This window comes from Streptomyces naganishii JCM 4654 (assembly GCF_014650575.1).
Lineage (GTDB): Bacteria > Actinomycetota > Actinomycetes > Streptomycetales > Streptomycetaceae > Streptomyces > Streptomyces naganishii.
The window spans coordinates 375,045-398,937 of record NZ_BMVF01000006.1; the positions used below are offsets into that span (position 1 = coordinate 375,045).

A 23,893-nucleotide genomic window follows, 5' to 3' on the forward strand; every position below is an offset into this window, starting at 1 on the left:
AAGCGGCGTGGAACACTGCACGGCATGCGACGCCTGTTCCCTGTGACCGACGAAACAGCAGCCCAGGCCCCGGGCGGGACGCACGGGGCCGGTGCGGCGAGCGTGCCCGGCGCCCACGTGGACCGGGAGTGGACCCTCGCCGAGCTGGCCGCCGCCTACGCCTATCCCGAGCGCGGGCCGGGCGGCCGGCAGCCGTGGCTGCGCGCCAACATGGTGGCCACGCTGGACGGCGCCGCCCAGCACGAGGGCCGCTCGCAGCCCATCTCCAGCGCCACCGACATGCGCGTCTTCGGCACGCTGCGGGCGCTGGCGGACGTGGTCGTGGTCGGCGCCGAGACCGTACGGCAGGAGGGCTACCGGCCGGCCCGGGCGCGGGAGGAGTTCGCGGCGCTGCGCGCGGCGGCCGGGCAGGGGCCGGCCCCCGCGATCGCGGTGGTCACCGCGAGCCTGGAGCTGGACTTCTCGCTGCCGCTGTTCACCTCGCCGCTGGTGCCCACGCTGATCCTCACCGGCGCGGCGGCGGCCCCGGACCGTGTGGCCGCCGCGGAGAAGGCGGGCGCGCGGGTCGTGGTCGCCGGCGACGGCATGGGCATCGACCCGCCGCGCGCGGTGCGGGCCCTGGCGGAGCTCGGCCACACCCGGCTGCTCACCGAGGGCGGGCCGCGCCTGCTCGGCCAGATGGTCGCCTCGGGCGTGCTCGACGAGCTGTGCCTGACCCTCTCGCCCATGCTCACCGCCGGCGACGCCCAGCGCATCGCCGGCGGCCCCTCGATCACCGTCCCGGAACGCTTCGAGCTCGCCGGTCTGCTGGAGGACGAGGGCTTCCTGTTCGGCCGCTACCGGCGTCAGTGAGACGCGGGCGGCGGCGCCGTGGCACGGGGAACGGCGACGCCGCGGGGGCCCGGTGACGGGCGTGGGGACAGAAGACGCGCCGTGGGGGCCGGTCACGGCGTGGTGCGGGGGACCCCCCGGGGTCGTCGTGACGGGGCCGGCGGTGTGGTCGTGACGGGACCGGCAGCGGGGTCGCCGGCGTGGTCGTGACGGGACCGGCCGGGGCCCCCGGCGGGCACGAGGTCCCGGTACGGGCGGCCTTCCGTCCCCGAAGTGGGGGCCGAGTGTCCCGACGTCGGCGGAATCGGTCGTTCCGGCGGGCGCGGCAGGGGCACACTGAATCCCCGCGATAGCCGTTGCGATCACGGGGCAGGATGGTTTCCGCAGGGGCTGGTACGGCCCGCCGAGGCTAGGAGAGGGCCCGCGGCCCTCGGAGGAGAAAGGGCGCCTGGTGTTCACAAGCGTACTGATGATCGAGAAGGCCCTGACGTCCGCCGACGTGGAGTTCGTCACCACCTTGCACGGCGAGGAGCAGGTCTTCTTCCACGTGCTGCTCCAGCCGCGCGGCGACCAGGCGGACCGGCTGCTGCGGGCCATCGACGACATCGCGCTCGGGGAGATCGACGAGGCCGCGCGCGAGGGCGAGACGCCCGAGGGCGACGACGCCAGGAGCGCCGGCGAGAAGGCCCTGGACGTGTCCCTCAGGGCGCTGCACGCGGCCGGCGGCGAGGCAGAGGGGCGGCTGGTCGAGGACCACCCCCTGGACGCCCTGAAGACCCTGGTCGCCGAGGTCGGCGCCGACGAGGTGATCGTCCTGACCGACCCGCACTACGTGGAGGAGTTCTTCCACCGCGACTGGGCCTCCCGCGCCCGCCACAAGGTCGGCGTACCGGTGCTGAAGCTGTTCTCCCACAGCAAGGCATAGGCTTGGGCGGCGCCCCCGGCCGCGGGTGTGCGCAATCTCGTACGCCCGTCGTAGCACCTGTAGCACCTGGGGAGAAAAGCGCATGGCACCCGGCCTTCCTACCGCCATGGACCGACCGCACTTCATCGGCATCGGCGGCGCCGGGATGTCGGGCATCGCCAAGATCCTCGCGCAACGCGGCGCCGAGGTGGCCGGCAGCGACGCCAAGGAGTCGGCGACCGCCGGGGCGCTGCGCGCGCTGGGCGCCACCGTGCACATCGGGCAGGCGGCCGGGCACCTCGCCGACGACGCCACCTGCGTGGTCGTCTCCTCCGCGATCCGCGCGGACAACCCGGAGCTGGTGCGCGCCGCCGAGCTGGGCATCCCGGTCGTGCACCGCTCCGACGCGCTCGCCGCGCTGATGGAGGGCCTGCGCCCGATCGCGGTGGCCGGCACCCACGGCAAGACGACCACCACCTCGATGCTCGCCGTCTCCCTCTCCGAGCTGGGCCTGAACCCCTCGTACGCCATCGGCGGCGACCTGGACGCCCCCGGTTCCAACGCGCTGCACGGCGAGGGCGACATCTTCGTCGCCGAGGCCGACGAGTCCGACCGCAGCTTCCACAAGTACGCCCCCGAGGTCGCCATCGTCCTCAACGTGGAGCTCGACCACCACGCCAACTACGCGTCGATGGAAGAGATCTACGAGTCCTTCGAGACCTTCGCCGGCCGGATCGTCCCCGGCGGCACCCTGGTGATCTCCGCCGACCACGAGGGCGCGCGGGAGCTGACCCGGCGGCTGGCCGGCTCGGTGCGGACGGTGACGTACGGCGAGGCCGAGGACGCCGACGTGCGGGTGCTGTCGGTCGTGGCGCAGGGCCTCAGGAGCGAGGTCACCGTGCTGCTGGACGGCGCCGAGCTGACCTTCACGGTCTCGGTGCCCGGCCGCCACTACGCCCACAACGCCGTCGCCGCCCTGGCCGCCGGCGCGGCCCTCGGCATCCCCGCCGCCGAGCTGGCGCCCGCGCTGGCCGCCTACACCGGCGTCAAGCGGCGCCTCCAGCTCAAGGGCGAGGCGGCCGGCGTCCAGGTGATCGACTCCTACGCCCACCACCCCACCGAGATGACCGCCGACCTGGAGGCGATGCGCGCGGCCGCGGACGACGGCCGGATCCTGGTCCTCTTCCAGCCGCACCTGTTCTCCCGCACCCAGGAGCTGGGCAAGGAGATGGGCCAGGCGCTGGCCCTCGCGGACGCCTCCGTGGTCCTCGACATCTACCCGGCCCGCGAGGACCCGATCCCCGGCGTCACCAGCGAGCTGATCATCGAGGCCGCGCGGGCCGCCGGCGCCGACGTCACCGCCGTCCACGACAAGGCGGAGGCGCCGGACGTGGTCGCGGGAATGGCGAAGGCCGGCGATCTCGTTCTCACCATGGGCGCGGGCGACGTCACCGACCTCGGACCGCGCATCCTGGACCGCCTGAGCGACAAGTGAGGGGCTGAGGGCTCATGTCGTACGACGTCGAGAAGCCGGACGAGCAGTGGCGCGCGGAGCTGAACCCCGCCGAGTACGCCGTGCTGCGCCAGGCCGCCACGGAGCCCGCCTTCACCGGTGAGTACACCGACACCAAGACCGAGGGCGTCTACTCCTGCCGGGCCTGCGGTGCGGAGCTGTTCACCTCCGACACCAAGTTCGAGTCCCACTGCGGGTGGCCGTCCTTCTACGACCCGAAGCAGACCGATGCGGTGGAGCTGGTGGAGGACCGCTCCCACGGGATGGTGCGCACCGAGGTGCGGTGCGCCTGCTGCGGATCCCACCTCGGTCATGTGTTCGAGGGTGAGGGGTATCCGACCCCCACCGATCAGCGGTACTGCATCAACAGCGTCTCGCTGAGGCTTTCACCCACCGGCGAGTAGGGCCCGAGCGGAACCCGGGGAGGAACTGGGCGGGAACGCCCCGGTTCCTCCCTTTGCGGTGGGCGTCGGGGGTGGGACACTGTGTGACACGGGTGGCGTTCAACGCGTCATCGGACAATCTTCACTTTCCTCGGTGGAGGTGGGTGGAAAACATGGTCATAGCGTCCTACGCCGTACTGGCCGCGTCCTCGCACCAGTGGGCCGTCCTCGGCGCCTTCATCATCGGATTCTGCGTCGTGGTGGGCGGCCTGGTGTGGGCCGTCTGGATGGGCATCAGGGTGATGCTCCGCGAATCCGAACGGCCCAAGGACACCGAGCAGCCGCGCCTGCCGGTGACGGGGGCCGTGCACGAGATCAGCGAGATGCGGGAGCCGGACGAGGTGCACTGCGAGGACGGTGAGCGGCTCATGCCCTACGAGCTGCACGCCGCCGGCAGCAGGCGCAGCGAGGACCAGCACCGGCACCGCTGGGCCCCCGGCAGCAGCGGCTCCTTCGGCAGCGGAGGCCCGGGGCGCACCTAGGGCACTCTGCGTGCCCAGGGCACTCACGGGTTGCGGGAGTCCCGGAGTCCCTCGCCGAGGGCCGCGGCGGGAGGCCGCCGTCGAGGCAGTGCGGTGGGCGGGCCGTGCCCGGAAGGGCGCGGCCCGCCGCGCTCACCCGCCAAAGCCCTGTGGCGAACGGCGTCTAGACTCTCCCCGCAACGGCCCGTGCGACCGTGGCCGAGAGCGGGCAGCTACTGCCAGACCCGAAGGGCATTCGGCGTTTTGATACGGATAGACTCAGTCACGAAGCGGTATCCGGACGGCACGGTCGCGGTCGACCGGCTCTCGCTGGAGATACCGGACCGCTCGATCACCGTCCTCGTCGGGCCGTCGGGATGCGGCAAGACCACCACCCTGCGCATGATCAACCGCATGGTCGAGCCGAGCGAGGGCCGCATCCTCCTCGACGGCGCCGACATCCGCGAACAGCCCGTCAACACCCTTCGCCGCTCGATGGGTTACGTCATCCAGAACGCCGGGCTCTTCCAGCACCGCACCATTCTCGACAACATAGCGACCGTGCCCCGGCTGCTCGGCTGGAACCGGCAGCGCGCCCGGGCGCGGGCGGCCGAGCTGATGGAACGCGTCGGACTCGACTCCTCGCTCGCCAAGCGGTACCCCTACCAGCTCTCCGGCGGCCAGCAGCAGCGCGTCGGTGTGGCCCGGGCGCTCGCCGCGGACCCGCCCGTACTGCTGATGGACGAGCCGTTCTCCGCCGTCGACCCGGTCGTCCGCAAGGGGCTCCAGGAAGAACTGCTGCGCATCCAGGACGAGTTGGGCAAGACGATCGTCTTCGTCACCCACGACATCGACGAGGCCATCAAACTCGGCACCATGGTCGCGGTGCTGCGCACCGGCGGCCGGCTCGCCCAGTACGCCCCGCCCGCCGAACTGCTCACCGCGCCCGCCGACGACTTCGTCGAGGACTTCCTCGGCACCGACCGCGGCATCCGGCGGCTGTCCTTCTTCGCCTCGTCCGCCCTGGAGTTGAAGACCTCGCCGATCGTCGCCGTCGACTCCACCGCCGAGCAGATCGCCACCCGCGGCGCCGGCGACACGCCCTACCTCCTCGTCACCGACCTCGACGGTCGGCCGCTCGGCTGGGCAGAACCGGGCGAGTTGACGGCCGGTGAGATCGATCCGGGCCGACTGCTGCCGTACGGAAGGCCGTTCGAGCACGGGCAGGAGTCGCTGCGCGCCGCGCTCGACGGGGCCGTGCTCTCCCCGACCGGCTGGGCGGTCGGCGTGGACGGCTCCGGCCGCGTGGTCGGCGTCGTCTCGCAGCAGACCATCGGCGAGGCCATCCGCGGCGCCCACGCCGAGGGCGCCGCCGTCGCCGCCGGGACGGAGGCCGAGGTCTCCGGATGAACCGCTTCTTCGACCTCCCCAGCGACCTCCAGCACAGCTGGTTCGGGCTCATCGGACTGCACCTGCGCGAGGCCCTGCTGCCGGTCCTGGCCGGCCTCGTGGTCGCCCTGCCCGTCGCCCAGCTGTGCGTGCGGTTCCGCTGGCTCTACCCGCCCGTGCTCGGCCTGACGACCGTCCTGTACGCCATCCCCTCGCTGGCCTTCTTCGTCGTCCTCATCGACTACACCGGCCAGACCGAGCTCACCGTGATGATCCCGCTCGCCGTCTACAGCCTGGTCGTGCTCGTCCCGGCCATCGTGGACGGCGTGCGCTCGGTGCCGCAGGAGACGCTCGCCGCCGCCACCGCCATGGGTTTCGGACCCGTACGGCGCTACTTCCAGGTGCAGTTGCCGATCGCCGTGCCCGCGATCGTCGCCGGCCTGCGCGTGGCCACCGTCTCCAGCATCAGCCTCGTCAGCGTCGGCATGCTCATCGGCAACCAGGGCGCGCTCGGCAACCTGCTCAACGACGCCAACATCTACCACCGGCCCGAACTCGCGGTGAACTCCGTCGTCACCACCGCGGCCCTCGCCATCCTCGCCGACGCCGCGCTCGTGCTCGTACGGCTCGTGCTGACCCCCTGGATGCCGCGCGGCACCCGCCGCGTCCGGCGGACCAGGACCGCCACCGCCCGGCCCGAGCCGGCCGCGCAGCCCGTCCTGGAGGACGCCGTCCGGTGAACGTACTGAACTTCGTCAACGCCTTCTTCAGCGACGGCGCCCACTGGCACGGCTACGACGGCATCCCCACCCGCCTCGCCGAGCACGTCCAGTACTCCCTGATCGCGCTCGCCATCGCGGCCGCCGTCGCCCTGCCCGTCGGCCTGGTCACCGGCCACTACGGGCGCGGCGGCAACGCGCTCGCCCTCATCGCCACCGCCGGGCGCGCCCTGCCCAGCTTCGGCCTGCTGGTGCTCATGGTCATCCTGGTCGGCTTCGGCATGGTGCCCGTCATGGTCCCGCTGGTCGTCCTCGCCGTCCCGCCCATCCTGGTGACCACCTACGAGGCGCTGCGCTCGGTGGACCCCTCGCCCGTGGACGCCGCCCGGGGCATGGGCATGCACGAGTCGCGGATCCTGTTCCGGGTCGAGGTGCCCGTCGCGCTCCCGCTGATCCTCAGCGGGCTGCGCTCGGCCGCCATCCAGATCGTCTCCACGGCCACCATCGCCGCGTACATCGGCGTCGGCGGACTGGGCCGCTACATCATCGACGGGCTCTACCAGCGCGACTACGAGAAGGTGGTGGGCGGCGCGACCCTGGTCGCCGTCCTCGCCCTGGCGACCCTCGGCGTCTTCTGGGGCGCGGCCCGGGTCGCGGTGTCGCCGGGGGTGCGGCGCGGGGCCTGACCCGCGCGCGGGCAGCGGACCGTGGACGGGGCAGGCGTACCGTCAACCGGCCCGCTGCCGCCCGAGCGTGACGGTGGGTCAGCCCTCCGTGCGGGCGAGGGCGAGTTCCAGTACGACGAGCAGCGCGTCGCGCACCGAGCCGCGCTCGCGGGCGTCGAAGACGACCACCGGGACGTGCTCGGAGACGTCCAGCGCCCAGCGGACCTCCTCCAGCGAGTGCTCCACGCGGCCGTCGAAGGCGTTGAGGGCGACCGCGAAGGGGATGCACCGGTGCTCGAAGTAGTCGACGGCCGCGTAGCAGTCGTCCAGGCGGCGGGTGTCGACGATGACCAGCCCGCCGACCGCGCCCTCGACGATGTCGTCCCACATGAAGCCGAACCGTTCCTGTCCCGGCGTGCCGAACAGGTACAGCTTCAGGGTCGGGTCGATCGTGATGCAGCCGAAGTCCATCGCGACCGTGGTGGTGGTCTTGGCCGGGGTGTGGGTGAGGTCGTCCACGCCGGCCGCGACCTCGGTGATCGAGGCCTCGGTGGTCAGCGGCTCGATCTCGGAGATGGCGCCGACGGCGGTGGTCTTGCCCACGCCGAAGCCGCCCGCGATCACCATCTTGACCGGCAGCGGCGGTCGTACGGCGGGCTGCTCGGCCGCACCGCCGCGGACGAGGGGTTCAGTCGGTGTCACGGAGTACTCCCCGGGAGTCGGGGATGGCCCGCAGGCCATCGATAACCCTGCGCAGGACGGCCGCGTCGTGCGTGGCGCCGGAGTCGGGCACGTGCACGGTCAGCTGTCCGGCGGCGCGCAGGTCCTCGGCGAGGACCCGCACCACGTTCAGGTGCAGCCGCAGCCGGGCCGCGAGTTCCGCGATGGACTGCGGCCGGCGGCAGGCGGCGACGATGTCGTGCCGCTCGAAGGCGAGCCCGTCCAGCGCCTCGAGTCCCGCGGCGGTGGCCACCACCTGGGTCTCCACGGGCACCGGGCGGCCGGAGGCGGTGGGCGCCACCCGGCCGGCGGTGACCAGGAACGGCCGTACGGCGGGGGCGGGGCGCACCGGATCGCCACCCGGAGGCGTGAGGCCGTCCGCCATGGGTGTGTCTTCCTTCCTCGACCGGCGGGGCCGGTCAGCGCGTGGGCGTGGCGCCGACGCTGTTCTTCAGTTCCAGGACGAGCTGAGGGCTGAGCGCGGCACCGGCGCGGTTGGCGAACAGCGTCATCTCGTAGGCGATGTTGCCGAGTTTGGCCTCCTTGTCGGCGACCACGCCGAGCACGGCGCCGTTGCCGATCGCGGAGACCAGGACGTGGCCGCCCTCCAGGTCGATGATGACCTTGTTGAGACCGCCCAGGCCGTAGTTGCCGGAGGCGCCGGCGGCGAGGCTGGTGATGCCCGAGACGATGGCGGCCAGCCGCTCGGAGTCGGCGTGCTCGCGCAACTGCGAGACCGCGATGAGCAGTCCGTCGGAGGAGACGGCGATGGCGTCCACGACGCCGGCCGTCTCGGTCGCGAAACGGTTGAGCAGCCAGGTGAAGTCGGCTGCGGCGGCCTGCAGGTCGGTCGGCGGGGTGCCTCCCGTCGGAGTGTCACCTGTCGACGTGCTCACTGCTCGGCTCCTTCCGGGAGGTCATTCCGGTCGCTGCTGTGGGGCGCTGGTGCTGGTGTTGCGGGGGTGGTGCTGGACGTGGCGGCCGCTGGACCTGCCGGGTCGGCGGGGCGCTCGTGGGTGCCGGTGTCGCTGTCGCGCTGGGCCCGTGCCACGGCGGCCTCGAACTCCTCGAGAGCGGACCGCACGGCCTCGGCGTCGGCGGGAGCCACGGCACCCTGAGGCGTGGCCTGCTGAGCGGCGGTTTCACCGCTGGTACGCAGGGTGGCGCCCCGGACGCGCCGGCGCAGGGGGCGGGGGGACGCGGCGGACGCGGGCCGGGCGGACGGCGCCTCGGAATCCGTACGGGCCCGGGGGATGAACGGCTGACCGTCCGGGCGGGGCGCCGCACCGGCTTCCGGCGAGACCGGGGAGGGCTGGGCCGCAGGCGCCTCCCGGCGCGGCAGCGCGGGCGCGTCGTCGGGGGCGGGCCGCTCGGCCGCGGGGCGGGGCTCGGGGTCGGCGTCCGGGGCGTCCGCGTGGGGTGCGGGGGTGACGGCCGCCGGCGAGGCCTCGGCTGCGGGGGTGTCACGGCGTGGGAGGCGGCGGGGCAGTGTGGTCGTCTCGTCCGTGGCGGGGCGCTCCGCCGCCGGGCGGGGTCCGGAGCCGGCCGCCCGCTCGGCGGCCGTGGCGTCCGTACGGTCCGGGTCGGCCTGCGCGTTCGCGTCGGCGTCCGAGCCGGCGCGCGGTGCCGCGTTCGTGGCGGCGGCCGTGCCCGCCGCGATCGGGGCGGTCATCGGGCTCAGGGTCAGCAGGAGGGTGGAGGGGATGGTGATCTCCGCCGTCACGCCGCCGCCCGGGGTGCGGGACAGGGAGGCCGTGACGTTCCAGCGGCGGGCCAGGGTGCCGACCACGAAGAGGCCCAGCACCTTCGTCGGGACCACGTCGAGGCGTTCGCGGCGGATCAGGCGGGCGTTCTCCTCGGCGAGGCGCTCCGCGCTCATGCCGAGACCGTGATCGGCGATCACGATCGACGCCCCGTCGCCGCCCGCCCGCACGGACACCTCCACCGGGCTGCCCGCGGGCGAGAACGACACCGCGTTCTCCAGGAGTTCGGCAACCATCAGGGTGAGGTCGCCGATGATGTCCGGCTCGACCATGATCTCGGTCCCGGCGTACAGCTGGACCCGCTGGTAGCCCTCGATCTGGCCGAGCGCGGCGCGCACCACGTTGGTGAGCTCGGTGGGGCCGGAGTCCAGGACGGTCTCGCGGATCCCGGCGAGCAGCATCAGGCTGTCGGCGTTGCGGCGCAGGCGCACGGCGATGTGGTCGATGGAGTACAGCCGCTCCAGCAGGGCCGGATCGGTCTCGCCCCGCTCCACCGCGTCGATCAGGGCGAGTTGGCGTGTCGTCAGATTGCTGACGCGGCGGCCGACGTTGCCGAACATCTCGGCGACGTTGCGGCGGCTGAGCACCTGCCGCTCCAGCAGCGCGGCGGCCGTCGTCTGCACCTGGTTGAAGGCCTCGGCGAGGTCGCCGATCTCGTCCCGCGCGGTGACCGGCACGTCCCGCAGCCGCGGCGGCCCGGAGTCGTCGGCGTCGTCGTCGGCCACCCGGGCCAGCTCCCGGCTGGTGGCGGCCGACACCTCCTGCGCGGCCCCGGTGAGCGCCTGCACGGGCCGTACGACCGAGCGGCGCACCGCCACCGAGAAGCCGAGCCAGAGCAGGAAGCCGATCAGGGCGGAGCCGAGCAGCGCGGCGGCCCGCCACCAGGCGTCGGAGGAGGCGCCGGCGGCGTGGCCGGCGATCTGGTCGATGAGAGAGGAGGCGATCTTCAGCCGCTGCGCCGCCTGCTCGGTGTAGGCGGGGTACTCGTCCAGCGCGTCCTGGAAGGCCTTCCGGATCTCGGCGGGGGTGCCGGCCTGGAGCCCGCTCGGGTCGATCTGCAGCTCGGCGTATGCCTCGGCGATCCTGCGCTGGGCCGCGCTGTGCTCCATGCCCGCGAGCTGGTCGGCCTGCGCCTCGGTGGCGAACCGGGAGAAGCGGTCGGCCTGGTAGGTGTAGAGCTCGTAGGAGCCGACCGCGGCGGTGAACTCGATGAGCGCGTTGCTGTCCCCGGTGGTCGCCGAGAACACGCTGGTCTCGAAGGAGCTGTGGGCGGCGTCGGCGCGCAGCAGCGAGTCGAGCAGGTTGCCGGTGAAGGTGGCCGCGAGGGCGGCGTTGCGGTCGAGGCCGAGACCGTCGATCAGGTTCTTCGCGGCGCCCGTGTACGCGGGGTCGATGTTGTCGGCGGGCAGATAGCTCTGCTCGATCGTCTGGCGCAGGCTCGTCAGGCCCTCGATCTCCTTGAGCGCCTGTGCCTCGGTGTCCGGCAGCCGGTCCCCGAACGTGCGCCGCACGCGCGCGACCTGGGCGTCCACCGCGGCCTGCGCCCGGCGGTAGGCGGTGATCGGGGGGCGGGCGCCGGAGCCCTGGGACTCGAAGCGCACGGAGAGCAGGATGGCCTGCTGGTGCTCCGCCTCCACCCGGTCGACCAGCGTCGCCACCTGCGCGCTGTCGCGCACCAGGCGGGCCGCGGACGCCGCGCCGCGGGCCTGGCCCACCTGATCGGCGATCAGGTAGGTGAGCAGTACGGCGACCATGGCCAGCGGCACGCCGACCAGGACGTTGAGCTTGCGCCGGAAGGGCCACCGGTCGGCGAACGCGCCGGGGCCGCCCGGTGGGGGCGACGAGGGCGGCGTGGCCGGACGGGTGGACGCGTCCACCTCGTTCGTGGACACCGGGCCTCCTTCTGAGGGTGTTGCCACCCGGGAGTCTCCACCCGGGCACGGTCGTGACAACAGTGCTGCGCAACGACACCGGAGCGGTCCCCGTATACCGCTGTGGCCGACGCCAACTGCCCCGAACCTACCGCCTCTTCAAAGCCTCCTTTGCCACGTCCAATGTCAAGAATGTGTTACGAAGCCGACGCTCCGCCTCCACAACTGGCCACTGATCGAAGCCAATCGGTGACCCAGGGCCTCTTGACTGACCGAGAAGTCGCTGGATTGGATCAGTGAAGTGCGGTGCCCCGCGCCCCGTGCGCCCCTGCCGCCGGCAGTGCTCCACCACCTGCCATCGACTTCCGAGCCCGGAACGGGAATTGTGACTTCTTACGCGAAGAGCACCAGGTCCAGTACGCGACACCCCGGCGCGGCCGCCGTCGCACTCGCCGCCACCGCGGCGCTCGTCGCCGGGTGTTCGTCGTCCTCCGACAACAAGTCCGACAACCCCCTCTCGGGAGACGGCAAGGCGAGCGGCGGCACCGTCGTGGTCGGCTCCAACAACTTCGCCGAGAGCATCCTGATCGCCGACATCTACGGCGAGGCCCTCAAGGCCAAGGGCGTCAAGGTCACGTACAAGCCCAACATCGGCAGCCGCGAGACCACTTACGGCCTGCTCAAGAACGGGTCCATCACCGTGCTGCCCGAGTACAACGGCGCGCTGCTGGCCTACCTCGACAAGAACGCCGCCCCGAAGACGGTCGCCGCCACGACGGCCGCCATCAACGCCAAGCTCGACCCCAAGCTGACGCTGCTCGAGCCGGCGCCCGCGCAGGACAAGGACTCCGTCACCGTCAACCAGGAGACGGCGAAGAAGTACAACCTCACCGCCACGTCCACCATCGCCGACCTCAAGGGCGCGGCGAAGGACCTGGTCATCGGCGGCTCGCCGGAGTTCCAGACCCGCCAGCAGGGGCTGCTCGGCCTGAAGTCGGTGTACGGCCTGGAGTTCAAGTCCTTCAAGGCACTGGACGCGGGCGGCCCGCTGACCCAGGCCGCGCTGAAGAAGAACACTGTGCAGGCGGCGGACGTCTTCACCACGGACCCGACCATCTCCAAGGAGAAGTTCGTCGTCCTGCAGGACCCGAAGAACCTCTTCGGGTTCGAGAACGTCCAGCCGCTGGTCTACAAGAGCGGACTGGACCAGAAGGGCGTGGACGCGCTCAACGCGGTCTCCGCCAAGCTGGACACCGCCACCCTGCTGGACCTGGACACCCAGGTCCAGTCGCAGAACAAGGACCCGCTGGACGTGGCCAAGGCCTGGCTGAAGTCCGCGGGTCTCGTCTGACCCACCGCAGTTGGACGGCACCACCGGAGCAGCGGCGCGGGTGTCCCCGGACACCGGGGACACCCCTGTCGTGCTGGACGGACGCGGCCTCGGCCTGGCCGCGGTGGTCCGCCTCGCCGACGCGGAGGCCGTGCCGGCCGTGGCGCCGCAGGCGCTGGAGCGCGCCCGCCGGTCCTGGCTGGCGGCGGCCCGGCTCGCCGCGGGCGGACGGCTCTACGGTCGGGGCACCGGCGTGGGCGCCCACCGGTCGGTGCCGGTCGACGCGCACGACGAGACGGAGCACGGGCTGAGGCTGCTGCGCAGCCACGCGGGCGGCGCCGGGGCGGCGGTGCCCGTCCGGCAGGTCCGCGCGATGCTGGCGATCCGCGCCAACCAGCTGCTGGCCGGCGGCTCCGGCATCCAGCCCGCCTTCGTCACCGCCCTCGCCGAGGCCCTGCGCCTGCGCGTCCACCCGGCGGTCAGCGAATACGGCAGCCTCGGCACCGGCGACCTGACGGCCCTCGCCCAGACGGGCCTGACCCTGATCGGCGAACGCCCCTGGCACACGGACGCGCAGCACGACCCGCGCCCGGCTCCCACTCCCACGGCACCGGGCGGCCTCCCCGGCCCGGCCCGCCCCGTCGGGGGACCCGCCGCCATGCCCGGCCCGCGTCAGGCCGACGGCGACCGCCCGCAGGCGGAGGCCGCCCTCGCAGGCCTGCCCGCCCAATGGCGCGGCGACCCGGCCGGGGACGCGGCGGACCAGGCGACGATCACCCTGCCCAGACAGTGGCGCGTCGACGAGCCCCCCGCACCCGAGGCCGCACCGACCGCCGGCCTCCCCACGCAGTGGCGCACCACCGACCCGGAGACCCCCCACCCGGCACCCGCCTCGGCGCACCACCCCGCCCCGGGCGCAGCCGTCGGCGAGGACCCGCACCCGGCAACGGCACTCCCGGCGCCACCGGCGGACCGCCACGGACGGGGAGCGGGCGGTGCCGTCGGCGAAGGCCCGCACTCGGCAACCGCGCCCCCGGCGCCACCGGCGGACCGCCACGGACGGGGAGCGGGCGGTGCCGTCGGCGAGGACCCGCACTCGGCAACGGCACTCCCGGCGCCACCGGCGGACCGCCACGGACGGGGAGCGGGCGGTGCCGTCGGCGAAGGCCCGCACTCGGCAACGGCACTCCCGGCGCCACCGGCGGACCGCCACGGACGGGGAGCGGGCGGTGCCGTCGGCGAGGACCCGCACCCGGCGACGGCACTCTCGGCGCCACCGGCGGACCGCCACGGCCCGGGAGCGGCCGGCACCGCAGCCGGAGGGTCCGGCCGGGCAGCCGCCGGCGGGCAACCCACGGCGCCCGAGCCACCCGGACCCACCCCCGGCCTCCCAGAGCTGCCCGCGCCCGGCCTCCCCGAGCTGCCCGCGCCCGTCGTCCCGGGACCGGGAGACGCGCTGGCGCTGCTCAGCAGTAACGCGCTGACGCTCGGGCAGGCCGCGCTGGCCTGCCATGACCTTGATGTGCTGCTGCGGGCCGCGCACGCCGTGGCGGCCCTGTCGCTCGAGGCGGTCTCCGGGTCGCTGGAGGCCTACGCCGCCGAGGTGCACGCGCTGCGGCCCTATCCCGGCATCGCCCGCGCCGCCGCCGAGGTGAGGCGGCTGGCCGGCCCCAGGGAGCGGCCCGGCGCGCGCGTGCAGGACCCGTTCGGCTTCCGCGCCTTCCCGCAGGCGCACGGCCCCGCCCTGGACGCGGCCGACGCGCTGCGCCGCATCGTCGAGGTGGAGGCCAACTGCCCCTCGGAGAACCCCCTCATCGCCGCCGACGGCACCGCCGCCCACCACCACGGCGGCTTCTACGCGGCCCCGCTGGGCCTGGCCCTGGACGCCCTGAACCTGGCCGTGCTGCAGACGGCCCAGCTCTCCGCCGCCCGCCTGACCGCGCTTGGCCGGCCGGATCTCACCGGCTTGCCGGCCTTCCTCGCGGCCGGCCCGGCGAGCAGCTCGGGCACGATGATCCTGGAGTACACCGCCAACTCCGCGCTCGCCGAGCTGCGTGCGTGCGCCGCGCCCGCCTCGGCGGGTCACGCGGTGCTCTCCCACGGCCTGGAGGAGGCGGCGAGCTTCGCCTCCCAGGCCGCCCGGCAGTCCCTGCGCGCGGTCGACGCCTACGCCACCGTACTGGCCTGCGAAGTCGTCAGCGCCGTACGGGCGTCGCGGATGCGGCCCGACGAGCCGCGCGCCGCCGCGTTCGCCGTGGCGGACGCCGCGCTGCCCACCGGAACCGAGGACCGGCCGCTGACGGCGGACGTCACCGCGGCGGCCGGACTGCTGCGGGTGCTGGCCGGTCTCTGAGAGGACGCGGCCGGCACCCGCGGCCCGCCGCGTCCTACAGGTCGAACTCGTGCGGCGGAAGGTCCAGCGTGTAGCAGGCCTCGCGGACCACGGCCTGCTCGGTCTTGTCGAAGTCGCCGTCCGCACCGCCGATGACGATGCCGATCTGGACGACCGCGCGCGCCTCGGCCGGCTTCTTCTTCGCCTTGGCGATCTCCTGGAGCACGCTCACCTTGCCGAAGTCGAAGTCGGTGGTCAGCCTGTTCAGGTTCTCCTCGAAGCGACGGCGCAGATCGTCCGCCGGGAAGTTCTGCAGGACCTCGTTGGTGGCGATCAGCTGGGCGACGCGCTGCCGCTCGGACGGGTCGACGGTGCCGTCGGCGGCCGCCACGAGCGCGCACATCGCCATGCTCGCGTCCCGGAAGGCACCGCTCTTCAGATCGTTCTTCTTCGCCACCAGCTGGGTCTGCATCTGCGTCGCGGACTCCTTGACGCGGTCCCACAGGGCCATGTGCTCTCCAAGTGTCGTGTCGGTCTCGTACGAGAACGCGACGGATCTACAGCAACGTAGAAACTAACGGGGCCGCGGAGAAGTTCCGGCGGACTCAGAACGGGAAGGGACGCCTACACTGGTGCGGCCCGCACCCGGGCACGGAACCCCGCGCGGGGTGGTGGAACGAGGAGGACGACGACCGTGGCGGCAGCCGGCCGAGGCTTCGAGGACCCGTCCGCCGACGTGCTCGCGGAGGCGGCCGCGGCCTTCGGGCTGCTCGCCTCGCCCGCCCGTCTGCACATCGTGTGGGCGCTGGCGCAGGGCGAGAGCGACGTCACCGGGCTCGCGGAGCGGGTCGGCGGCGCGCTGCCCGCGGTCAGCCAGCACCTGACCAAGCTCAAGCTCGCCGGACTCGTCCGCTCCCGCCGTGAGGGACGCCGCCAGGTCTACTTCGTCGACGACCCCGACGTCGTCGACGTCGTGCGCCTCATGGTGGACCGCCTCTCCGGCCGCGCCGCCCCGGCCGACGCCCCGGCGCGCCGCCTCCGTGGCCTCTGAGGTCGCCGCGGCCGACGTCGGCGTCGCGCCGCCCGACGGTACGACCCTCCAGGTGCTGCGCGACCTGGACAGCGGCCCGCGCGGGCTGACCGAGGCCGAGGCCGAGAGCCGGCTGGCGTCGGCCGGTGAGAACACCGTCCCCGAGGTCCGCACCGCCTCCTGGCCCCTGCTGTGCGTGCGCGCCCTGCGCGACCCGTTCACCGCCGTACTGCTCTGCCTCGGCCTGATCTCCACCCTCGTCTCCTCCTGGGGGACGGCCGCGGTCATCCTCGGTCTGGTCGCCGTCAGCTGCGTGCTGCGCGCGAGCGGCGAGCACCGCGCCGACCGTTCCATGGCGGCGCTGCGCGAACTGGTCGCCGGCACCGCCACGGTGCTGCGCCGCCCGCCCGGCGAGGACCGGCCCCGCGTACGGGAGGTGCCGGTGGCGGAGCTGGTGCCCGGCGACGTGATCCGGCTCGGGCCCGGCGACCTCGTACCGGCGGACGTACGGCTGCTGCGCGCCCGCGGGCTGACCGTGCGCCAGGCCGCCCTCACCGGCGAGTCGGCGCCCGTCGCCAAGACCGCCGTCCAGGTGCCCGGGCAGCGGACGGAGACCGGCGGCCCGTTCTCGTGGCCGCACCTGTGCTTCCAGGGCAGCGGCGTGGCGACCGGCACGGCCACCGCCGTGGTGGTCGCCACGGGCGCGCGCACCCGGTTCGCCTCGGCGCACGCCACGACGGCCGCCCGGTTCGTCCGGGGCCGCGCCAGGAAGGCCGCGGAAGGCGCCTCGGCCCACGGCGCGGCGGTCGTGCGGGAGCCGAGCGCCTTCGACCGGTCGGTGCACGGCATCTCCTGGGTGCTGATCCGGTTCATGCTGCTGACCCCGCCGCTGGTGCTGATGGCGAACGCCGCGCTGCGCGGACGGGGCCTGGAGACGCTGCCCTTCGCCGTCGCGGTCGCCGTCGGGCTCACCCCCGAGATGCTCCCGGTGATCGTCACCACCTGCCTGGCCCGCGGCGCCCGGCTGCTCGCCCGCACCCACGGCGTCATCGTCAAGAGGCTCCCCGCGCTGCACGACCTGGGCGCCGTCGACGTGCTGTGCGTCGACAAGACCGGCACCCTCACCCAGGACCGGCCGGTGGTCGCGCACGCCCTCGGCGCGGACGGGCGGGAGGACCCCGAGGTGCTGCGCCGGGCCGCGGCCGGCGCCTGGTGGACCCTCCAGCTCGCCGAACTGCCCGCGCCGGACGCCCTCGACGCGGCCCTGCTGGAGGCCGCCGGGGCGGCCGGCGAGGAGTACGACGGCATCGCGGCCGTCCCGTTCGATCCGGTACGGCGCCTGTCCACCGCCGTGGTCACGGGCCGGCCCGGCACGCACGTCCTGCTCGTCCGGGGCGCCGTGGAGGACGTACTGGACCGCTGCGTCCTCACGCCCGCCGAACGCGACCGCGTGAGCGCGCTCGCCGCACGCCAGGCGGCGGACGGGCTCCGGCTGATCGCCCTGGCGACGGCCGAACGCCCCGCCCGCGCCGCCCGCGCCTACACCCCCGCCGACGAGCGCGGCCTGACCTTCGGCGGCCTGGTCGCCTTCCGCGACGAACTCGCCCCGACCGCGTCCGAGGCCCTGCGCCGCCTCACCGAATCCGGCGTCACGGTGAAGATCCTCACCGGCGACCACTCCGGCACCGCCGTGCGGGCCTGCCGCGACCTCGGACTCCCCGTGGCGGCCGCCGAGGTCGTGGACGCCGGCCGGGCGTCCGCCGGCGACCTCGGCGCCGAGGCCGCCCGCGCCACCGTCGTCGCCCGCTGCACCCCGGGGGACAAGGCGCGCGTCGTGGCCGCCCTGCGGGACGCCGGGCACACCGTGGGCTTCCTCGGCGACGGCGTCAACGACGTCCCCGCCCTGCGCGCCGCCGACGTCGGCATAGCCCCGCGCGCAGCCTGCGACGCCGCCCGGGAGAGCGCCGACGTGGTCCTCGCGGACAAGGACCTCACCGCGATCGGGCACGCCGTCACCGCCGGGCGCCACGCCAGCGCCAACATCGCCTCCTATCTGCGCGTCACGCTCTCCTCCAACCTCGGCAACGTCATCGCGATGCTCGCCGCGGGCCTCCTGCTGCCCTTCCTGCCGATGCTCCCGGCGCAGGTGCTCGTGCAGAACCTGTGCTTCGACTCCGCCCAGGCGGCCTTCGCCCACGACCGCCCGGACGCCTCGGCGCTGCGCCGCCCGACCGTGCTGCGGCCGCGCGCGTTCCTGCGCTTCATCACCGGTTTCGGCGCGCTGAACGCGGTCGCCGACCTCGCCACCTTCGCCGTCCTCGCCGCCGCCCTGCGGGGCCCGGACGCGCTCAACGACGAGGCGGTCTTCCACACGGCCTGGTTCACCGAGAACCTGCTGACGCAGGCCCTGGTGATGGTGCTGCTGCGCACCGGGCGCGGCGCCCGCGTGCCGGGCGCGCGACGGGCCCTCGGCCCGGTCGGCCGGGCGGCGGCCGCCCTCGTGGTGGCCGCGCTGCTGCTGCCGGCCGGACCCCTCGGCCCGCCGCTCGGCCTGACGGTGCTCCCGGCGCCGTACTACCTGATGCTCGCCGCCGTCCTGGCGCTGTACGCGCTCGCCCTCGCGGTGGCCGTGAGGCGTCACGAGCGCGGCGCGGCTCAGCCGTAGGTCAGTTCCAGCAGGCGCCCCCGTCGGCCGGGCGGGCGTTCGCCGCCGCCCGGGCGGGCACCTGGGCCGGACCCGGGGACGCCGTGGCCCCGGGCGGGGCGCCGGCGTACGAGCGGCCGATCACGACGGCGATCCCGGCCGCGGGCACCGGGCGCAGCTCGGCGCCGTCGAGGGCCGCGGCGACGGTCCTGGCCCGGGCGTGCAGACCCGGCCCGTACTCGACGAGCGTGGCGGTGTGGTCCCGGGTGCGCGCGGCGGCCGTGGTGGTGACGGTGAAGCCGTGCGCGGTGAGCGCGGCGGCGGCCCGGGCGGCCAGGCCGCCCACGGTGGTGCCGTCGTAGACGGCGACCCTGACGCCGTCGCCCGCGACGGCCGCGCGCCGGTCACCGGCACGCCCCGGCGGTCTCCCTCCCGCGCGGCACCTCGTGCCGGGTCGCGGCCCGGTCCGGCCGGCGTCGGGGCCGCCGAGGACGGCGTGGCCACCGGCAGGGGTGCCGGAGGAGCCGGCGACCAGTGGCCTCAGATACGCCCAGCCCGCCGCCACCGCCAGCAGACAGATGCCGACGGCGAGCGCCATACGCACCCGGCGGCCGCTGAAGTGGGCCATGCCTACCCCTGTCTCTCCGTCCGGCTTGTACTACAGTTGCGCAATGTAGCAACTGTGTCCGGCCGGTCCGGCAGGACGTACGACAGGAATGACGTGAGGAAAGGGAGGGCGAGGTCATGCTCCGCAACGGGCTGGAACCCTGGCACCTGCTGATCGTGGCGATCGTGGTCATCGTGCTGTTCGGCTCGAAGAAGCTGCCGGACACCGCCCGCGCGCTGGGCAAGTCGATGCGCATCCTCAAGAGCGAGGCGAAGGCCATGAAGGACGAGAGCGGCCCCGCCGACGCGCCCGCGACGCCGGCCGGCGTCCACACCGTGGAGCCGACCGCCGTCCGCACGGGCGCGGAGGCGACCCGCGCCGCGGCGGCTCAGTCGCCGGTCACCTCCGACTGAGCGTGGCGGCGGCCGCCTCCCTGCGCCGTTGCCGGCGGCCGCGCCGCGGTTCCTGGTCGGGCAGCCAGCCGAAGACGAGGCAGCTGCCCGTCGCCCCGAGGAGGAGGCCGACGAGGAAGCCGCCCAGGTTCGAGGTGAGCCAGGTCCCCAGGGACAGCAGGATGCCGGTGAGGGAGTAGAAGAGGCGCTGGGCCGGGTTGAAGAGGGTCAGCAGTCCGCACAGCACCATCAGCACGGGCAGCAGATAGCCGGCCAGCCCCTGCATGCCGATGTGCAGGACGACCTTCAGCGAGGCCTTCTCGGTGAGCAGGATCTCGGCCCCGCCCAGGGTGAGCAACAGCCCGCCCCAGAAGGGGCGCTGGGAGCGCCAGCGGCGGAAGGCGGCCCTCGGGTTCCGGCGCCGGGCTTCCGGCGCCGGCTCACCGGCGTGTGCGTCGGCCGTCATCGGTTCAGCAACCCGAGTCGCTGAAGCGCAGCTTGAGGCCGGGCAGCTTGAACACGCCCGCCGTCGTCGCGTAGTTGGTCTGCCGCAGGTTGGCGATCCGGACGGTGTCCGCCTGCTGGCTGAACACGCCCTTGGGACCCCGGACGGCCGCCTTGTCCAGGGTGCTCGCGTCGTTGCCGATCTCGATCTTGTTGAACGAGGCGTCGCCCGACAGCTCGGTGGAGTCGGTCGTCAGGTCGGTGGCCTGCACCTTGTCGGAACCGCTGCCCGCGGTGATCATCAGGTTGGTTCCGCCGAGGTCGACGCTCTGGCACAGCCTGGTGAGCGTCGCGTTCTTGATGGCGGAGGTCACCACCAGCACCTGCCCGCCGGTGTCGCCGGCGTTCGGGCTGTCCGCGGCCATGTTGTCCAGGGCGCCGAACTGCTCGAAGCCGGTGCCGTTCAGCTCGGTCGCGGTGACCGTGAAGGGCATCCCGGATATCGCGAACTGCACGCCCAGGGCGCCCTGGGCGGTGAGCACGGCCAGTCCCGCGGCGGCCAGGGTCGCCGGCACCGCCATGACGGCCGCGCGGCGCAGCCGGACCCGGCCGCGTCTGTCCGCGCGGGAAACGCTTTCCGGATGTCCGGGGGAGTGCTCGCTGGAGGGTGAGAGGTCCGAGGAGGCGGCCATGTCTGCTCCCATGCGCATAGTCATGCGTGGTCAGTGCCCGTACTGAGTTCAGCGGCCCGCTGCCCTGGCGCGGACAGCGGCTGCGGCGCACGCCCCGCACCTCCCGGCGGATGCAAGGGCTTTCTCGTTACGCGGCAGTAGCCGACTCGGAAGTTACCGGTGGTTACATTTTCGGGTCAAGGCACTTGTGAAAGAAAGGTGCCCATCGTGTGGCGCCGCCTTGGCCGATCGTCAACTTCCTTGCTGCGCCTTGACGTTGACCGACGAACGGGTCTACAACTCTGCCTGGCTCCGCCGGATCCGTGGCGCCGGATCCGTCGCACGGCGGCACAGCGCGCCGCGCGGTTCCCGGGCTCTTCCCTCCTCGGCGCGACACCGCCCATCGGCCGGTGCGTGCCGTTCCTCCCCCTGCCCCGGCCCGGCCGGAGGCCTTCCCCCCGGGCCTCCGGCCGGTCACCGGCCGGCTGCCGTCGCCGGTCCGTCACGTACGGAGAAGGCGTTCACGGGCCGACGACGGCCTCGACCCCCCACCCAGAATCGAGGTTCCCGTATGCGTACGCGTCCCCTCCTCACCCTCGCCGCCGCGAGCGCCGCGCTCTGTCTGCCGGCGGTCTCCCCCGCCTTCGCGGACGGCGGCGCCGTGCTCACCACGGGCGGCACCGGCGGCACCCCGGTCGCCGTCGGCGACGTCCTCACCGCCCAGCTGGCGAGCGGCACCAAGGCCACCCTCTACTCCAGCGCGACCGGCACCAGCGGCGTCTCGTGCACCTCCTCCACGTTCACCGCCACCGCCACCGACAACCCGGCCGCGCCGGGCACGGCGACCGAGTCGGTGACCGGGCACACCTTCGACAGCGGCAGTTGCACCAGCAACGTCACCGGTGTGCTCGGCGTCAGCGGCATCACGGTCGACCACCTGCCGTACACCACTACCGTGGCCTCCGACGGCACCCTCACCGTGACCCCCGCCGCCGGCTCCACCATCCAGACCACGGTCAGGCTGCGCACGCTGCTGGGCAGCATCACCTGCGTCTACCAGGCACCCAGTCTGAACGGCAAGGCCGACAACGCCGACAACAGCATCAGCTTCACCAACCAGCAGTTCACCAAGACGTCCGGCTCGTCGCTGTGCTTCAGCAGCGGCTACTTCACCGCCAAGTACGCCCCGGTGACCGACGCGGGCGCCTCCGTCTACGTCAACTGATCGCCACGGCACGGGAGTTCGCCATAGCAGGCGAACTCACCGCCTGCGCAGACGCAGGGCCAGGGCGGCGCCCCCGGTGAGCACCAGCACCGCGGCGGCGCCGCCCGCCACCATGGGTGCGGACGGACCCGAACCGGAGTCCGTGGCCGCGGCCACCGGGCTGCTGTCGGGCGCCGTGGAGGCGGGCGCGGTCCGCGCCGTGGAGGCGGGCGCGGGCCCCGCGTGGGACGGGGCCGCCGTGCCCGCCGCCTTCGTCAGCACCACGTCGGAGCACGAGTAGTAGGTGTCCGGCGTGCTGCTGTTCTGCCAGACGGTGAGCAGCACATGGTGGCCCGTGCGGTCGGCGGGCAGCTTCGCCGGGATGTGGTAGGCCCCGCCCGTCAGCGCCGGGTCCGTCACCTGGGCGAAGGGGCGGTCCGGGATCTCCGACCAGCTCAGCGGCCTGGACGGATCGTAGCCTGGCTTGGTCAGATACAGCCTGAACGTGCCCTGGTGCGCGATCGTCGACGCGTACGTCATGGTCATCCGGGCGCCCGCCGTCAGACGCGTGGCGGGCCAGTCGGAGCGGGCGAGGTCCAGGCCCTTGTAGGCGGGCAGCCCGCCGCTGCACAGCTTCCCGTCGGGGATCATCCGGCGGTCCCGGCCGTCGACGCCCGGCACGCGCAGGTTGTCCCAGGCGGTGAAGGGCGCGCCGTTCGCGGCGACGGCCGCACGGCAGGCCGCCGAACCAGCCCGGGCGCCGCCGTCGGGCGAGCAGGCGAACACCCGGCTGACCGGGTCGGTGGGGGCGCCGTGGGCGAAGGCCGGGGTGGCCGTCCCCACGGTGAGCAGGGCCGACGCGGCCACGGCGGCGCCCGTGACCTTGAGCGGGGCGGTGATGCGCGTCATCGCGAAGTCTCCTCGACCGGGCGCGGGAACGGTCCGTGCCGTGCAGTACGGGCGCGGAGCGCGGCGCGTTCAGGCCGGTGAGGCGGAGCGCGGCGCGTTCAGGCCGGTGAGGTCGTGCCGGCGGACATGCCGGCCAGTACCCGCGCGCCCCGGTCGGGCCCGGCGTCGAGGCCGAGCAGCAGTCCCGGCACCGCGATGGCCGGCAGAACGTGCCCCCAGAGCACGGAGATACGGTGCCCGAGGTCGGCGCGGCCGGTCAGCGCCCGGGACATCAGCTGGATCCCCGCGAAGGCGCCCACCAGCAACTCGACGGTGTCGCGCGGCTCCACGGTGGGCAGCAACTCGCCCCGCTCCTCGGCCTGCCGCATCAGCGCCACGAGGTGCTCGGCCCACCGCAGGAACGGCCCGGTGTGGTCCACGCCCGGCGGCGCGCACTGGTCCACGGTCAGCCGGACGCCGCCCCGCAGCAGGGCGCTGCCAAGCAGCCGGTGGCCCACCACGAAGGTGGTGTCGATGACCTCCTGGAGTTTGCACGGCTGTTGGGGCACCGCGCCGAGCGGCACCTGCTCGTCGAGCACCGCCTGGGCGAGCGACTCCTTGGACGGGAAGTGGAAGTACAGCGCGCCCTTGGTGACGGCCGCCCGTTCCAGCACCATCGCGATCGTGGCCGAGGTGTAGCCGTGCTCGTCGAAGACCGCGCCCGCGGCTTCCAGGATCGCCCTGCGCGTCCTGATGGCGCGTTCCTGCCTCGCCATGAGAACCCCTTCACTGCGCCTGGCCGGCCGGGTCGGGGCCGGTGCGCCGGGCCGGTCGCGAGCGCTGCCGGCCATCCGCTCCCGGCCGAAATCGAACCGTTCGGCGGGCACTCTAGCGCCCGGCGGCGCGGCGATCCGCCGCCCACGCGGCCCGGCGTGAGCCGGTCGCCGATATCGCTTTCCATACCGCCGTCCCTGTTTTCCGGACCCCTGCGGCATCCCTACGGCGTCCCTTGGGCCCATGCGGAGTGAACGGGCCGTCCACCCCTGCCTGGTGGATGTCCGTGACGGGTGAG

Annotated in this window: 24 protein-coding genes; 14 read left to right on the forward strand and 10 right to left on the reverse strand. The window is 73.9% G+C overall.

Going from position 1 to position 23,893, the window contains the following annotated elements; translation table 11 throughout:
* Window positions 1-24: 24 nt before the first annotated feature.
* From IE217_RS13835 to IE217_RS13870, 8 genes are all read left to right on the forward strand, one after another.
* Window positions 25-852 (forward strand): pyrimidine reductase family protein, encoded by an 828-nt coding sequence (locus IE217_RS13835; protein ID WP_190178124.1) that lies wholly within the window; start codon window positions 25-27, stop codon window positions 850-852.
* A gap of 430 nt (window positions 853-1,282) precedes the next feature.
* Window positions 1,283-1,756 carry a putative universal stress family protein gene (locus IE217_RS13840; protein ID WP_190178125.1) on the forward strand — a complete coding sequence of 158 codons (474 nt, stop codon included), beginning with the start codon at window positions 1,283-1,285 and terminating at the stop codon, window positions 1,754-1,756.
* A gap of 82 nt (window positions 1,757-1,838) precedes the next feature.
* Window positions 1,839-3,230 carry a UDP-N-acetylmuramate--L-alanine ligase gene (gene murC / locus IE217_RS13845; RefSeq protein WP_190178126.1) on the forward strand — a complete coding sequence of 464 codons (1,392 nt, stop codon included), beginning with the start codon at window positions 1,839-1,841 and terminating at the stop codon, window positions 3,228-3,230.
* A 14-nt stretch (window positions 3,231-3,244) separates the two neighbouring features.
* Window positions 3,245-3,652: a peptide-methionine (R)-S-oxide reductase MsrB gene (msrB, locus tag IE217_RS13850; RefSeq protein WP_190178127.1), complete on the forward strand. Its 408-nt coding sequence runs from the start codon at window positions 3,245-3,247 to the stop codon at window positions 3,650-3,652.
* Between the two features lie 152 nt (window positions 3,653-3,804).
* Window positions 3,805-4,173, forward strand: a complete 369-nt coding sequence (locus IE217_RS13855) for a DUF6479 family protein (protein ID WP_190178128.1) — start codon at window positions 3,805-3,807, stop codon at window positions 4,171-4,173.
* A 243-nt stretch (window positions 4,174-4,416) separates the two neighbouring features.
* A complete protein-coding gene (locus tag IE217_RS13860) occupies window positions 4,417-5,562 on the forward strand; it encodes an ABC transporter ATP-binding protein (RefSeq protein ID WP_190178129.1) in 1,146 nt (381 codons plus the stop codon).
* Window positions 5,559-6,281 (forward strand): ABC transporter permease, encoded by a 723-nt coding sequence (locus IE217_RS13865; protein WP_190178130.1) that lies wholly within the window; start codon window positions 5,559-5,561, stop codon window positions 6,279-6,281. The genes IE217_RS13860 and IE217_RS13865 overlap by 4 nt, the downstream gene beginning before the upstream one ends.
* Complete coding sequence (locus IE217_RS13870; protein ID WP_190178131.1) at window positions 6,278-6,946, forward strand: ABC transporter permease; 669 nt, start codon at window positions 6,278-6,280, stop codon at window positions 6,944-6,946. The genes IE217_RS13865 and IE217_RS13870 overlap by 4 nt, the downstream gene beginning before the upstream one ends.
* A gap of 78 nt (window positions 6,947-7,024) precedes the next feature.
* Here the strand turns inward: IE217_RS13870 and IE217_RS13875 are convergent, their stop codons facing one another.
* From IE217_RS13875 to IE217_RS13890, 4 genes are read right to left on the reverse strand one after another with little or no spacing between them, the layout of a single operon-like run.
* Window positions 7,025-7,627, reverse strand: coding sequence for a GTP-binding protein (locus tag IE217_RS13875; RefSeq protein ID WP_190178132.1), 603 nt, complete (start codon window positions 7,625-7,627; stop codon window positions 7,025-7,027).
* A complete protein-coding gene (locus IE217_RS13880; RefSeq protein WP_189705152.1) occupies window positions 7,614-8,030 on the reverse strand; it encodes a DUF742 domain-containing protein in 417 nt (138 codons plus the stop codon). The genes IE217_RS13875 and IE217_RS13880 overlap by 14 nt, the downstream gene beginning before the upstream one ends.
* Before the next feature lie 34 nt (window positions 8,031-8,064).
* Window positions 8,065-8,541, reverse strand: coding sequence for a roadblock/LC7 domain-containing protein (locus IE217_RS13885; RefSeq protein WP_190178133.1), 477 nt, complete (start codon window positions 8,539-8,541; stop codon window positions 8,065-8,067).
* Entirely contained in the window at window positions 8,538-11,300 is a 2,763-nt protein-coding gene (locus IE217_RS13890) for a sensor histidine kinase (RefSeq protein WP_190178134.1), read from the reverse strand. The genes IE217_RS13885 and IE217_RS13890 overlap by 4 nt, the downstream gene beginning before the upstream one ends.
* Window positions 11,301-11,664: 364 nt before the next feature.
* Between IE217_RS13890 and IE217_RS13895 the strand changes: the two genes are divergently transcribed.
* Together IE217_RS13895 and IE217_RS34680 are read left to right on the forward strand one after the other, a co-directional pair.
* The gene (locus tag IE217_RS13895) at window positions 11,665-12,630 is read left to right on the forward strand and encodes an ABC transporter substrate-binding protein (RefSeq protein ID WP_190178135.1); all 966 of its coding nucleotides are present in this window, start codon (window positions 11,665-11,667) and stop codon (window positions 12,628-12,630) included.
* Window positions 12,631-12,640: 10 nt separating this feature from the next.
* On the forward strand, window positions 12,641-14,962 hold the full coding sequence (locus IE217_RS34680; protein ID WP_229865279.1) for an aromatic amino acid lyase: 2,322 nt from the start codon (window positions 12,641-12,643) through the stop codon (window positions 14,960-14,962).
* Window positions 14,963-14,996: 34 nt separating this feature from the next.
* Here IE217_RS34680 and IE217_RS13910 read toward each other — a convergent pair whose 3' ends face one another.
* Window positions 14,997-15,452, reverse strand: a complete 456-nt coding sequence (locus tag IE217_RS13910) for a tellurite resistance TerB family protein (protein ID WP_190178136.1) — start codon at window positions 15,450-15,452, stop codon at window positions 14,997-14,999.
* Between the two features lie 183 nt (window positions 15,453-15,635).
* On the opposite strand from IE217_RS13910, the gene IE217_RS13915 reads away from it, so the two are divergent.
* A complete protein-coding gene (locus IE217_RS13915) occupies window positions 15,636-15,992 on the forward strand; it encodes an ArsR/SmtB family transcription factor (protein ID WP_190178137.1) in 357 nt (118 codons plus the stop codon).
* A complete protein-coding gene (mgtA, locus tag IE217_RS13920; RefSeq protein ID WP_190178138.1) occupies window positions 15,982-18,636 on the forward strand; it encodes a magnesium-translocating P-type ATPase in 2,655 nt (884 codons plus the stop codon). The genes IE217_RS13915 and mgtA overlap by 11 nt, the downstream gene beginning before the upstream one ends.
* Before the next feature lies 1 nt (window position 18,637).
* Here mgtA and IE217_RS13925 read toward each other — a convergent pair whose 3' ends face one another.
* Complete coding sequence (locus tag IE217_RS13925) at window positions 18,638-19,243, reverse strand: LytR C-terminal domain-containing protein (protein WP_190178139.1); 606 nt, start codon at window positions 19,241-19,243, stop codon at window positions 18,638-18,640.
* A 116-nt stretch (window positions 19,244-19,359) separates the two neighbouring features.
* On the opposite strand from IE217_RS13925, the gene tatA reads away from it, so the two are divergent.
* Entirely contained in the window at window positions 19,360-19,635 is a 276-nt protein-coding gene (gene tatA / locus IE217_RS13930) for a Sec-independent protein translocase subunit TatA (protein WP_190178140.1), read from the forward strand.
* Here the strand turns inward: tatA and IE217_RS13935 are convergent.
* Window positions 19,622-20,080, reverse strand: coding sequence for a DUF6114 domain-containing protein (locus IE217_RS13935; RefSeq protein WP_190178141.1), 459 nt, complete (start codon window positions 20,078-20,080; stop codon window positions 19,622-19,624). The genes tatA and IE217_RS13935 overlap by 14 nt on opposite strands.
* 4 nt (window positions 20,081-20,084) lie before the next feature.
* Window positions 20,085-20,750 carry a DUF6230 family protein gene (locus IE217_RS13940; RefSeq protein ID WP_190178222.1) on the reverse strand — a complete coding sequence of 222 codons (666 nt, stop codon included), beginning with the start codon at window positions 20,748-20,750 and terminating at the stop codon, window positions 20,085-20,087.
* Window positions 20,751-21,300: 550 nt separating this feature from the next.
* Here IE217_RS13940 and IE217_RS13945 point away from each other — a divergent pair.
* A complete protein-coding gene (locus tag IE217_RS13945) occupies window positions 21,301-21,954 on the forward strand; it encodes a Tat pathway signal sequence domain protein (RefSeq protein ID WP_190178142.1) in 654 nt (217 codons plus the stop codon).
* A gap of 36 nt (window positions 21,955-21,990) precedes the next feature.
* On the opposite strand, the gene IE217_RS13950 is transcribed toward IE217_RS13945, so the two are convergent.
* Both IE217_RS13950 and IE217_RS13955 read right to left on the reverse strand, forming a co-directional pair.
* On the reverse strand, window positions 21,991-22,842 hold the full coding sequence (locus IE217_RS13950; RefSeq protein ID WP_190178143.1) for a lytic polysaccharide monooxygenase auxiliary activity family 9 protein: 852 nt from the start codon (window positions 22,840-22,842) through the stop codon (window positions 21,991-21,993).
* A gap of 98 nt (window positions 22,843-22,940) precedes the next feature.
* The gene (locus IE217_RS13955; RefSeq protein WP_190178144.1) at window positions 22,941-23,597 is read right to left on the reverse strand and encodes a ScbR family autoregulator-binding transcription factor; all 657 of its coding nucleotides are present in this window, start codon (window positions 23,595-23,597) and stop codon (window positions 22,941-22,943) included.
* Window positions 23,598-23,893: the final 296 nt, after the last annotated feature.

Excerpts from the sequence above, each read along its gene's own strand:
- IE217_RS13835 (WP_190178124.1), top strand. The coding sequence starts at position 25 with ATGCGACGCCTGTTCCCTGTGACCGACGAAACAGCAGCCCAGGCCCCG.
- murC (WP_190178126.1), top strand. The coding sequence starts at position 1,839 with ATGGCACCCGGCCTTCCTACCGCCATGGACCGACCGCACTTCATCGGC.
- msrB (WP_190178127.1), top strand. The coding sequence starts at position 3,245 with ATGTCGTACGACGTCGAGAAGCCGGACGAGCAGTGGCGCGCGGAGCTG.
- IE217_RS13855 (WP_190178128.1), top strand. The coding sequence starts at position 3,805 with ATGGTCATAGCGTCCTACGCCGTACTGGCCGCGTCCTCGCACCAGTGG.
- IE217_RS13865 (WP_190178130.1), top strand. The coding sequence starts at position 5,559 with ATGAACCGCTTCTTCGACCTCCCCAGCGACCTCCAGCACAGCTGGTTC.
- IE217_RS13880 (WP_189705152.1), bottom strand. The coding sequence starts at position 8,030 with ATGGCGGACGGCCTCACGCCTCCGGGTGGCGATCCGGTGCGCCCCGCC.
- IE217_RS13910 (WP_190178136.1), bottom strand. The coding sequence starts at position 15,452 with ATGGCCCTGTGGGACCGCGTCAAGGAGTCCGCGACGCAGATGCAGACC.
- IE217_RS13925 (WP_190178139.1), bottom strand. The coding sequence starts at position 19,243 with ATGGCCCACTTCAGCGGCCGCCGGGTGCGTATGGCGCTCGCCGTCGGC.
- tatA (WP_190178140.1), top strand. The coding sequence starts at position 19,360 with ATGCTCCGCAACGGGCTGGAACCCTGGCACCTGCTGATCGTGGCGATC.
- IE217_RS13935 (WP_190178141.1), bottom strand. The coding sequence starts at position 20,080 with ATGACGGCCGACGCACACGCCGGTGAGCCGGCGCCGGAAGCCCGGCGC.
- IE217_RS13940 (WP_190178222.1), bottom strand. The coding sequence starts at position 20,750 with ATGGCCGCCTCCTCGGACCTCTCACCCTCCAGCGAGCACTCCCCCGGA.
- IE217_RS13945 (WP_190178142.1), top strand. The coding sequence starts at position 21,301 with ATGCGTACGCGTCCCCTCCTCACCCTCGCCGCCGCGAGCGCCGCGCTC.
- IE217_RS13950 (WP_190178143.1), bottom strand. The coding sequence starts at position 22,842 with ATGACGCGCATCACCGCCCCGCTCAAGGTCACGGGCGCCGCCGTGGCC.
- IE217_RS13955 (WP_190178144.1), bottom strand. The coding sequence starts at position 23,597 with ATGGCGAGGCAGGAACGCGCCATCAGGACGCGCAGGGCGATCCTGGAA.